We start from the raw sequence: 10,829 nt of genomic DNA on the forward strand, positions 1-10,829 counted from the left end.
CATGCCGCGCTCGTGGCCGCCGCCATGGATCAGCGCCTCCAGCCGGATGTCGGGGCTGCGCCGCACGTAGAGGGCGCCGACGCCCTTGGGGCCGTAGGCCTTGTGCCCCGAGAGCGACATCAGGTCGATGCCGAGCCGGCCGACGTCCAGCGGCAGGCGGCCCACCGCCTGGGCGGCATCCACGTGGAAGGTGGCGCCGAAGGCATGGGTCATCTCGGCCAGTGCCGCAAGGTCGTGGATCACGCCCAGTTCGTTGTTCACGGCCATCAGCGAGACCAGCACGGTGTCGTCGCGCATCGCCTCGCGCAGTTGCGCCGGGCTGATGCGCCCGTCGCGGTCCGGCGTCAGCCAGGTCACCTCGAAGCCCTCGTCCTCCAGCGCCTTGGCGGTGTCGACCACCGCCTTGTGCTCGATGATGGAGGTCACCAGGTGGCGGCCACGGGCCCGGTTGGCGCGCATGAAGCCGATCAGCGCCAGGTTGTCGGCCTCGGTGGCGCCGCTGGTCCAGACGATCTCGCGGGGGTCGGCCGCGATCAGGTCGGCGACCTGGCGGCGGGCGCTCTCCACGGCCTGTTCCGCCTGCCAGCCCAGCATGTGGCTGCGCGAGGCGGGGTTGGCGAAGATGCCGTCGAGGGTCAGGTAGTGGCTCATGACCTCCGCGACCCGCGGGTCGACCGGGGTGGTGGCGGCATAATCGAGGTAGACGGGTGCGCTCATGGGCTCGCTGTTCTGGTTGTCGAATCGGGGCTGTGGGGTCGGGGCTAGTATAGCGGGTGCCAAGAGCGGCGGTTCAGGTGGTGGAGGCCAGGATGCCGTCGTCCCGCCGGCCGCGCTGGCGGCTGGCGATGGCCTGGATCTCCCCGCGCCCGGCCAGCTGGGCCAGGGTGACCTCCTTGAGGAAGCCGTGGATGTGCTCGGAGAGCTCGCACCACAGGTGATGGGTCAGGCAGGTGTCGCCCTGCTGGCAATCCGAGAGACCGCCGCAGCGGGTGGTGTCCACGGACTCGTTCACCGCCTCGATGACCTGGGCCACGGTAATGCCCTCCGGCGGCTGGGCCAGCAGGTAGCCGCCGCCCGGGCCGCGCACGCTGTCCACCAGCCGGGCACGCCGCAGCCGCGCGAACAGCTGCTCCAGGTAGGAGAGCGAGATCTCCTGGCGCTTCGAGATGTCGGCGAGGCAGATGGGGCCGGTGTCGGCATTCATGGCCAGGTCGAGCATGGCGGTGACGGCGTAGCGTCCCTTGGTGGTCAGGCGCATGAGGAACTCACCTCGGCACCGACACGCGGGTCGGCAGTCAATGAACGTGATCCGCCATTATGGTAAAGACCGAGTATCCTGGTCAACCATTGCGCCGTCGAGGGGCGGTGGTCTCCTCGCGCTCGTGCTCGGCGGGGGCGTCCGCGCCCCGCTCGTCCGCCTCTTCCCGGGGCGGGCAGCAGCTGTCGACGTCGGCGAGGATGTCGGCGAAGTCCTCGTCGCGCAGCTCGGGCAGGCGGCCATCGCGGTAGCTGGCGTCCACCTTGCGCAGGGTCGTGCACATGCGCTCGATGCGCTCGTCCACCGCGTGCATGTGATCGAGCATCGCCTGGATGGAGCGGGCCACCGGGTCGGGCATGTCCTGACTGACGCCATAGGCGTCGAAGCCGAACTTGCGGCGCATCGCCTCGCGCCGCGCGGGGTCCACTTCCAACTCCTCGGCCTGGTCGGGGTCGACGCGCTGCACGACCTTGCCGGGGATGCCGACCACGGTGGCGCCGGCGGGCACCTCCTTGGTGACCACGGCGTTGGAGCCGATCTTGGCGCCGGTGCCCACGCTGAAGGGGCCCAGTATCTTGGCGCCGGCGCCGACGATCACGCCGTCCTCCAGGGTGGGGTGGCGCTTGCCCTTGTTCCAGCTGGTGCCGCCCAGGGTCACGCCCTGATAGAGGGTGACGTCGTCGCCCACCTCGGCGGTCTCGCCGATCACCACGCCCATGCCATGGTCGATGAAGAAGCGTCGGCCGATGGTCGCTCCCGGGTGGATCTCGATGCCGGTGAGCCAGCGCGAGAAGGTGGAGAGGCTGCGCGCCAGCCACTTGAGGTTCTTCCGCCACAGCCAGTGGCTGAGGCGGTGGATGAGCAGGGCATGCAGGCCCGGGTAGTTGGTCAGCACTTCCAGGAAGTTGCGTGCCGCTGGGTCGCGGGCGAATACGCTGTTGATGTCCTCGCGCAGACGTTCAAGCATGCAGCGGTCCTTGGGTGGCGGGGCGATGGGGGATGGGGGATGGCCTTCATAGTGGGGGCGCGGCGGGCCGGCTTCAAGCCGCGCCCGCCATCTACTCGCGGCGCTCGGCCTGCTGCTCGGTGGCGGTGAGGATGCCGCGCAGGATGTTGAGCTCCATGCTCTCGGGGCGGGCGCGCAGGGTGAAGCGGCGCAGCCGGGCCATCAGCTGCCGCGGGGTGGCCGGGTCGTGGAAGCCGATGGTGACCAGGGTGCGCTCCAGGTGCTCGAAGTAGCGCTCGAGCTCCTGGTGGCTGGCCAGTGGCTGGGTCGGTGGCGCCTCGGCAGGGCCGCTGGCTTCCTGCTGGCCAAGCCACGCCTGGCGGCACTCGTAGGCCAGCACCTGCACCGCGGCGGCCAGGTTCAGGGAGCTGAAGTCGGGATTGGTGGGGATATGCACATGGGCATGGCAGCGCTGCAGCTCCGCGTTGGTCAGGCCGCTGTCCTCGCGGCCGAAGACCAGGGCGACGCGTGCCTCGGCGCTGGCCAGCTCCGCCGGTAGGCGCTCGCCGAGTGCGCGAGGCGTGACCATCGGCCAGGGCAGGGTGCGCGAGCGGGCGCTGGCCCCGACGACCAGGGTGGCGTCGCCCACCGCCTGCTCCAGGGACTCCACCGTGCGGGCGCCGTGGACGATATGGTCGGCCCCCGAGGCGCGGGAGACGGTATCGGCGGTGAGCGGCTCGCAGCGCGGCGCCACCAGGGCCAGGTCCGACAGGCCCATGTTGTGCATGGCGCGGGCGGTGCCGCCGATGTTGCCGGGGTGGCTGGTGCCGATCAGGACGATGCGGATGCGCTCGAGCATGGTGGGCCTGTGGATGCTGGGGGGAGGCGGGCGATTCTATCACGCCGGCCCGATGCGTCGAATGGCGCGCCCCGCGCGCTTCTGCTAGGATGCGCGCCGACCCGTTCTTTAACACCACCGACTCCCCAAGGCCCGATCATGCATCCGATGGTCCAATTCGCGCTGCGTGCGGCACGCAGCGCCGGCGAACAGTTCCTGCGCATCCGCGAGCGAATCGAGAACTCCCACCAGGAGCACAACCTCGACCGCCTGCTCGAGGATGCCGCTCGCAATGCCGAGACGCTGATCGTCCGTCAGCTCTCCCGCGGCTACCCCCAGCACGGCGTACAGGGGCGCTTCACGCCTCATCGCGCCGGTGAGGGCGAGGGTGCCGATACCCTGTGGAAGATCGAACCCTTCCACGGCTACTCCAACCTCAGCGTCGCCTCCCCGGGCTTCGCGCTGTCGGTGGTCTGTCTCGTCAAGGGCCGCCCGGAGCATGCGGTGGTGATCTGTCCCTTCAGCGATGACGAATACCTGGCCAGTCGCGGGCGCGGTGCCCAGCTCAACGGCAAGCGCCTGCGCGTGTCGAAGAACACCGCCGTGGCCGGCACCCGGATCGCCATGAGCCTGCCCGAGACCTGGCTGCGCCCGCGCTTCCTGCCCTCCTACCTGACCCTGGTGCAGCAGCTCGGCCCGCAGATCGAGCTGCAGCGCGCTTCCGGCAGCGGCCTGCTCGACATCGCCGAGCTGGCGGCGGGGCGTGCCGACGCCGCCTTCGTGCTGGGCCTGGAGGAGCAGGACCTGCATGTCGGTTCGCTGCTGCTCAAGGAGAGCGGCGCCCTGATGGGCACCCCCGATGGCCAGCCCAGCGTCGAGATCGAGGGACGCCTGATGGCCGCCGGGCCGCGCCTCTACAAGGCCCTGGTGCAGCAGCTCAAGCCGCATTTCTGAGCGCCGAGCCACAAGCGCCAAGCTAAAAGGAAAACCCCCGTCGGTATTGCCGGCGGGGGTTTTCTGTTTCTACCTCGGCGAAGAGGCGGGGCGCGGCTCGGCGCTGTCAGGGCAGCTCCTCGGCCTCGGGGTCCTCCTTCTTCGCCGGGATCAGGTCCTCGCGGTCCAGCTTCACCGCCAGCAGCAGGGCCGCCGCCACATAGATGGAGGAGAAGGTCCCGACCACCACGCCGGCGATCAGCGCGATGGAGAAGAAGTGGATCATGTCCCCGCCCAGCAGCAGCAGCGCCAGCAGCACCAGCAGGGTGGTGCCGGAGGTCGCCAGGGTGCGCGACAGGGTCATGTTGATCGCCTCGTTGAAGATCGTCGGCATGTCATCGATGCGTGACTTGCGGATGGTCTCGCGGATGCGGTCGTAGACCACGATGGTGTCGTTGAGCGAGTAGCCGATCACCGCCAGCAGGGCGGCGAGCACGGTGAGGTCGAATTCCCACTGGAACAGCGAGAAGAGGCCGACGACGATGATCACGTCGTGCATCAGCGCCAGCAGGGCGCCGATGGCGAACTTGTACTGGAAGCGGAAGGCCACGTAGAGCATCACGATGCCCAGCGCCACCAGCAGGCCCATGCCGCTCTGGTCGCGCAGCTGGTCGCCCACCTGGGCGCCGACGAACTCGGCGCGCACCAGCTCCACCTCGTCGCCGGCGTCGCGCAGCAGGTTCACCACCTGCTCGCCGACATCGGGGTCGAAGGCCTGCTGCAGGCGGATCAGCACCTCGGTGGAGGCGCCGAAGGTCTGCACCGAGACGTCACGGAACCCGGTGTCCTCCAGGATCTGGCGAACGGCGTCCAGGGAGGGCGCCACCGCGTAGCGGACCTCCACCAGGGTGCCGCCGGTGAAGTCCAGCCCCAGGTTGAGCTGCTGGAACAGCAGCGAGGCGATCGACACCAGCAGCATCAGGCCCGAGATCGCGAAGGCGACCCGGCGCTTGCCCATGAAGTCGAGCTGTCGATTGACGAGGGATTTCATTGCCACCTCTTATATCCAGAGCTTCTTGACCGGCTTGCCGCCGTACGTGAGGTTCACCATGGCGCGGGTCACCATCAGGGCGGTGAACAGCGAGGTGATGATCCCCAGCGAGAGGGTCACGGCGAAGCCCTTGACCGGCCCGGTACCGATGGAGAACAGGATCACCGCCACCAGCAGGGTGGTGATGTTGGCATCGATGATCGAGGTGAAGGCACGCTCGTAGCCGGCTGAAATGGCCTGCTGCACCGACAGCCCCGTGCGCAGCTCCTCGCGTATGCGCTCGAAGATCAGCACGTTGGCGTCCACTGCCATGCCCAGCGTCAGCACGATGCCGGCGATGCCGGGCAGGGTGAGGGTGGCGCCGAGCAGCGACATGGCCGCCACCAGCAGGGTCAGGTTGAGCGCCAGGGCGACGTTGGCGAAGACGCCGAACACCTTGTAGCGCACCAGCATGAACAGCACCACCAGCAGCAGGCCGATCTGCACCGACATGATGCCGCGCTCGATGTTCTCGGCGCCCAGGCTCGGGCCGATGGTGCGCTCCTGCACGAAGTAGATGGGCGCGGCCAGCGAGCCGGAGCGCAGCAGCAGGGCGAGCTCCGCCGCCTCGGTGGGCGAGTCGAGCCCGGTGATGCGGAAGCTGTTGCCGAGCGCACTCTGGATGGTGGCCAGGCTGATGATGCCGCGTTCCGTGTAGGGCTCGCGCTCCACGACCTCCTCGCCGTCCACCGTCACGGTGGTCTCGCGGGTCTTGTGCTCGATGAACAGCACCGCCATGTTGCGGCCGATGTTGGTGCGGGTGGCCCGGTTCATCAGGGTGCCGCCGGTGCCGTCCAGGTTGATGTTGACCTGGGGGCGGCCGTTCTCGTCGAAGCTGTGGTTGGCATTCGAGACGCTGTCGCCGGTGATGATCACGTCACGCATCAGGTCGGCACGGCGAGACTCGTTGTTGCGAAACGGGAAGGATTCGGTCTCGCTGTCCGGCGTGTCGGGGCGGGCCTCGAGGCGGAACTCTAGGTTGGCGGTGGCACCCACGATGCGCTTGGCGGCCACGGTGTCCTGCACGCCCGGCAGCTCGACCACGATGCGGTCCGGCCCCTGGCGCTGCACCAGTGGCTCGGCCACGCCCAGCTCGTTGACCCGGTTGCGCAGGGTGGTGAGGTTCTGGTTGATGGCGTAGTCCTGGAGCTCCTGGACGGCCTGGTCGGTCATGGTCATGACCAGCCGTGCGCCGCGGTCGTCGCCTTCGCTCTGGTAGCCGAAGTCGGGGAATTCACGGGCGATCAGGCGGCGCGCCTCGTCACGGTCCTCGGCGTTGGCGAAGGCCATGGAGATGGTGCGCTCCTCGATCTGGGTATCGCGGTAGCGGATCCGTTCGCCGCGCAGCTGCTCGCGCATGGCGCTGGCATTGACCTCGAGGCGCTGCTCCAGGGCGGCGTCCATGTCGACTTCCAGCAGGAAGTGCACGCCGCCGCGCAGGTCGAGGCCCAGGGTCATGGGCGAGGCGGAGAGCGACTGCAGCCAGGCCGGCGTGGACTCGGCCAGGTTCAGCGCCACCACGTACTCGTCACCCAGCATGTCGCTGATGCGGTCGCGGGCCCTGATCTGGTCGTCGGCATCGGAGAGGCGGATCAGCACGCTGCTGGGATCCTCCTCCACCGCCTGGATCTCGATGCCGGCCTCGTCGAGGGAGGCACGGATGCGATCCAGTTGGCTCGCGCCGATGGTGGCGTCGCCCCGCTCGCTGCTGATCTGGACCGCCGGGTCCTCGGGGAAGAGGTTGGGAAGGGAGTAGACCAGGCCGGCGAGGAGGACGACGAGTATCAGCAGATACTTCCACAGGGGGTAACGGTTGAGCATGGGGGCCCTGCCCTCAGGTTGCGGACGTTGTAGGCTGACGAGGCGACCGGTGAGGGCGGGAGCCGGTCGCGCGGCTCCTGCCGCACCGGCCGCAGGGCAGCCCCCGCCGTGGCCCGGAAGGAGCCGCGGTGGGGGCGGGAAGGTGCCCGGGTCAGATGGACTTGAGCGTGCCCTTGGGCAGTACGGCGGCCACGGCGTTCTTCTGCACGTTGACCTCGGTGCCTTCGGCGATCTCCATGCTCAGGAACTCGCTGTCGTCGCTCACCTTGGTGATGCGGCCCAGCATGCCGCCGCCGATGACGATCTCGTCACCCTTGGCGAGGTTGCCGATCAGCTGCTTGTGCTGCTTGGCGCGCTTGGCCTGGGGGCGCCACAGCAGGAAGTAGAAGATGGCCACGAAGCCGACCAGCATGACGATCTGGGCGATGCCGCCACCGGCGGCGCCGGCATCCTGGGCCATGGCCGGGGAAATGAAGAAGTCCAGCATGTATGACGATCTCCTGGGTGATGAAAGCGGGATATTCTACGGCCGGCCCTGGGGGCCGGCCGTGGGTCAATTCGGTGCGGGAGGTACCGGCAGGCCGCGCTGCGCATAGAAGCCTTCCACGAAGTTCGCCAATGTACCCGCTTCGATGGCACCGCGCAAACCGGCCATCAGGCGCTGATAGTGGCGCAGGTTATGGATGGTATTGAGCATCGAGCCGAGCATCTCCCCGCAGCGATCGAGGTGGTGCAGGTAGGCACGGGAGAAGTGCCGGCAGGTGTAGCAGTCGCAGCCCTCCTCGAGCGGCCGGGTGTCGAAGCGGTGCTTGGCATTGCGGATCTTGACCGTTCCCTCGGCGGTGAAGAGGTGGCCGTTGCGTCCGTTGCGGGTGGGCATCACGCAGTCGAACATGTCGACCCCGCGGCGCACGCCCTCCACCAGGTCCTCGGGCTTGCCCACGCCCATCAGGTAGCGCGGGGTGTCGTCGGGCATCCAGGTCGGCAGGTAGTCGAGCACCCGGATCATCTCCTCCTTGGGCTCGCCCACCGAGAGGCCGCCGATGGCCAGGCCGTCGAAGCCGATCTCGAGCAGGCCCTCGAGGGAGCGCTCGCGCAGCCCGGGGTACATGCCGCCCTGGATGATGCCGAACAGCGCCGAGGGCGAGTCGCCATGGGCCTCCCGGGAGCGCTGTGCCCAGCGCAGCGAGCGCTCCATGGAGAAGGCGGCCTCCGCCTCGGTGGCGGGGTAGGGGGTGCACTCGTCGAAGATCATCACCACGTCGGAGCCCAGCGAGCGCTGCACCGCCATGGACTCCTCGGGGCCCATGAACACCTTGGCGCCATCCACCGGCGAGCGGAAGTGCACGCCCTGCTCGGTGATCTTGCGCATGGCGCCCAGCGAGAAGACCTGGAAGCCGCCGGAGTCGGTGAGGATCGGCCTCTCCCACTGGGCGAAGTCGTGCAGGTCGCCGTGGGCCTCGATCACCTCGGTGCCGGGGCGCAGCCAGAGGTGGAAGGTGTTGCCGAGGATGATCTCGGCGCCGATCTCCTCCACGGAGGCGGGCGTCATGCCCTTGACGGTGCCGTAGGTGCCCACCGGCATGAAGGCGGGGGTCTCCACCGTTCCCCGGGGGAAGGTGAGGCGGCCGCGGCGCGCCCGGCCATCGCTGGCCAGGCGCTCGAATGTCATGAAGCTGTCTCTACGCATGGGGAATCTCGTGGCGCATCGGGCTGGGCGTCGGCGTGTCAGGGCTTGCGCGTCAGGAACATGGCATCGCCATAGCTGAAGAAGGCGTAGCGCTCGGCCACCGCCTCGCGGTAGGCCGCCAGGGTGGTGTCGTAGCCGGCGAAGGAGGCCACCAGCATCAGCAGGGTCGACTCCGGCAGATGGAAGTTGGTAATCAAGGCATCGACGCAGCGCCATTCGTAGCCCGGGTAGATGAAGATGTCGGTCTCGCCGCTGAAGGGGGCGATCTCCTCCTCCTTTTTGAGGTCACCGGCGCTCTTCAGGCAGGCGCTCTCTCTGGCCGCACTTTCCAGGCAGCGCACGCTGGTGGTGCCCACTGCCACTACCCGGTTGCCCCGGGCACGGGCGGCGCGCACCTGCTCGCAGGCGGCCTCGCTGACCTCGATCCACTCGCTGTGCATCTGGTGCTCGCGGATGTCGTCGGCGCGCACCGGCTGGAAGGTGCCAGCCCCCACGTGCAGGGTGACGTAGGCGCTCTCGACGCCCCTGGCGGACAGGGCCTCGAGCAGCGGCTCGTCGAAGTGCAGCCCGGCGGTGGGGGCGGCGACCGCCCCATCGCGGCGCGCGTAGACGGTCTGGTAGCGCTCGCGGTCGGCCAGCTCGTCCTCACGGGTGATGTAGGGGGGCAGCGGCATGTGCCCGTGCCGCTCCAGCAGCGCGATCAGCGGCGTCTCGCCGAGGAAGCGCAGCTCGAACAGCGCCTCGCGGCGCCCCTCCACCACGGCGCGGATACCCCCCTCGAAGACCAGCTCGGTGCCGGGCTTCGGCGACTTGCTCGAGCGCAGGTGGGCGAGGCCGCGATGGGCGTCCAGGGGGCGCTCGAGCAGCATCTCCACCTTGCCGCCGCTGGCCTTGTGGCCGTGCAGGCGGGCTGGAATCACCCGGGTGTCGTTGAACACCAGCAGGTCCCCGGGGGCGAGCAGCTCGACCAGGTCGGGGAATCGGCGGTGGGCGAGCGCGCCGGTGGTGCCATCGACGCACAGCAGGCGGCAGTCGCTGCGCTGCTCGGAGGGGTAGCGGGCAATCAGCTCCTCGGGGAGCTCGTAGTGGAAGTCGGCGCGCTGCATGGGGGCGTTCTGATCCGGCTCAGGGGGCGTGTCGGGCGGCGTCACGAGCCGCGCAAAGCCCGACAGGATACCGTCTCGCGGCAGGGAAGTCAGCCGGCCGATTGACCTGCCCCGGTGCCCACGTATAATGCCTGCGGCGTTGCCGGCGTGGCGGAATTGGTAGACGCAGCGGATTCAAAATCCGCCGGGTGCAAGCCCTTGTCGGTTCGAGTCCGACCGCCGGTACCAGCCTGACGCCAGATCTGAAACAGCCGCCTTCGGGCGGCTGTTTGCGTTTGTGCCCCACCACCGGGCAGTGCGGTGCGTTTCCTCCAACGCTTGTAGCTTGCAGGCTACAATGAAGCGCCAGCAGGCCGACATCGAGCAGGCCAAGGCATTTCTGGCTGACCACAGGAGGAGGGCTCGGAGATGAAGCGCCACGATGACGCCGTAATCGAGATGCTGCGTGATGACCCTGACATGGCGTGCGAATACCTGCGCGCTGCCTTCGACGAACTGGACGAGGAAGGTGGAGAGTCTGCCTTTCTGATGGCCCTGCGGCATGTGGTGGAGGCCCAGGGCGGCATGGCGGCCGTGGCCGAGCGTGCCAAGGTGTCCCGCGAAAGCCTGTACTGGGCCCTGTCACCCAAGGGCAATCCCACCCTGCGCACCATGACCGCGGTCATCAAGGCGACGGGCATCCACTTCCACGACCTGACCCATCACGCTTCCTGAAGAGGCCGGCAAGCGTGGCAAGGCTCAGCCTCTCGAATCGTCCAGGCGCATTGCGAGTATTGGGACAGGTATCGTGATCGTCGATTCTTGAGTCCGCCACATGCTGATGTGATCGGCTAAACGTCGGATATTTTCTCAGTCGGGTCGCGCCCTTCTCGGCATAATCTCCATAAGATACGTTTGGAATCAGTCGGTTATATCTTCTTCATATAGCTTTTCCTCACCCCTTCTCTACCCCTCGACCTGCATCCACTTAAAGGCGTGAAAGCCTTCGCATGCCTGTCCATCTAAGTGATTATGCATAATTAATCGTGCGCTCCGTGCCGTAATCCCCGAGCAGGCGATGGACCTCAGCGCAGAGCCGATCAAACGAGAGATAGGCCCCCAAGGGCAGCCAGTAGTATTTGATCTGTCGCCAGAGGATCTCGATCAA

The 10,829-nt window shown here is 68.0% G+C and carries 11 protein-coding genes, 1 tRNA gene and 1 pseudogene; 3 read left to right on the top strand and 10 right to left on the bottom strand.

Translation table 11 applies throughout. The features are described 5' to 3' along the window. From SCI24_RS18920 to trmJ, 4 genes are all read right to left on the bottom strand, one after another. On the bottom strand, window positions 1-717 hold a 717-nt coding region (locus SCI24_RS18920; protein ID WP_318726853.1), incomplete at its 3' end, for an aminotransferase class V-fold PLP-dependent enzyme. 73 nt (window positions 718-790) lie between these two features. After that, window positions 791-1,258: an Rrf2 family transcriptional regulator gene (locus SCI24_RS18925; protein WP_318726854.1), complete on the bottom strand. Its 468-nt coding sequence runs from the start codon at window positions 1,256-1,258 to the stop codon at window positions 791-793. 82 nt (window positions 1,259-1,340) lie between these two features. After that, the gene (gene cysE, locus SCI24_RS18930) at window positions 1,341-2,225 is read right to left on the bottom strand and encodes a serine O-acetyltransferase (RefSeq protein ID WP_318726855.1); all 885 of its coding nucleotides are present in this window, start codon (window positions 2,223-2,225) and stop codon (window positions 1,341-1,343) included. Window positions 2,226-2,316: 91 nt separating this feature from the next. Further along, entirely contained in the window at window positions 2,317-3,063 is a 747-nt protein-coding gene (gene trmJ / locus SCI24_RS18935; protein ID WP_318726856.1) for a tRNA (cytosine(32)/uridine(32)-2'-O)-methyltransferase TrmJ, read from the bottom strand. 138 nt (window positions 3,064-3,201) lie between these two features. On the opposite strand from trmJ, the gene SCI24_RS18940 reads away from it, so the two are divergent. Further along, window positions 3,202-3,996, top strand: a complete 795-nt coding sequence (locus SCI24_RS18940; protein WP_318726857.1) for an inositol monophosphatase family protein — start codon at window positions 3,202-3,204, stop codon at window positions 3,994-3,996. A 106-nt stretch (window positions 3,997-4,102) separates the two neighbouring features. On the opposite strand, the gene secF is transcribed toward SCI24_RS18940, so the two are convergent. The 5 genes from secF to queA form a co-directional block, all read right to left on the bottom strand. Then, window positions 4,103-5,026: a protein translocase subunit SecF gene (gene secF, locus SCI24_RS18945; RefSeq protein ID WP_318726858.1), complete on the bottom strand. Its 924-nt coding sequence runs from the start codon at window positions 5,024-5,026 to the stop codon at window positions 4,103-4,105. Between the two features lie 9 nt (window positions 5,027-5,035). Next, complete coding sequence (gene secD, locus SCI24_RS18950) at window positions 5,036-6,886, bottom strand: protein translocase subunit SecD (RefSeq protein ID WP_318726859.1); 1,851 nt, start codon at window positions 6,884-6,886, stop codon at window positions 5,036-5,038. Between the two features lie 151 nt (window positions 6,887-7,037). Further along, entirely contained in the window at window positions 7,038-7,373 is a 336-nt protein-coding gene (yajC, locus tag SCI24_RS18955) for a preprotein translocase subunit YajC (protein ID WP_318726860.1), read from the bottom strand. 66 nt (window positions 7,374-7,439) lie between these two features. Beyond that, a complete protein-coding gene (gene tgt, locus SCI24_RS18960; RefSeq protein ID WP_412930213.1) occupies window positions 7,440-8,576 on the bottom strand; it encodes a tRNA guanosine(34) transglycosylase Tgt in 1,137 nt (378 codons plus the stop codon). Window positions 8,577-8,614: 38 nt separating this feature from the next. Beyond that, a complete protein-coding gene (gene queA / locus SCI24_RS18965; protein ID WP_318726861.1) occupies window positions 8,615-9,682 on the bottom strand; it encodes a tRNA preQ1(34) S-adenosylmethionine ribosyltransferase-isomerase QueA in 1,068 nt (355 codons plus the stop codon). Window positions 9,683-9,823: 141 nt separating this feature from the next. On the opposite strand from queA, the gene SCI24_RS18970 reads away from it, so the two are divergent. Both SCI24_RS18970 and SCI24_RS18975 read left to right on the top strand, forming a co-directional pair. After that, a tRNA-Leu gene (locus SCI24_RS18970) sits at window positions 9,824-9,910 on the top strand. 180 nt (window positions 9,911-10,090) lie between these two features. Beyond that, window positions 10,091-10,396 carry an addiction module antidote protein gene (locus SCI24_RS18975; RefSeq protein ID WP_318726862.1) on the top strand — a complete coding sequence of 102 codons (306 nt, stop codon included), beginning with the start codon at window positions 10,091-10,093 and terminating at the stop codon, window positions 10,394-10,396. A 295-nt stretch (window positions 10,397-10,691) separates the two neighbouring features. Here the strand turns inward: SCI24_RS18975 and SCI24_RS18980 are convergent. After that, a pseudogene (locus tag SCI24_RS18980) lies at window positions 10,692-10,829 on the bottom strand (IS630 family transposase); the annotation flags it as partial.

Source organism: Halomonas sp. (assembly GCF_033549285.1).
Lineage (GTDB): Bacteria > Pseudomonadota > Gammaproteobacteria > Pseudomonadales > Halomonadaceae > Halomonas.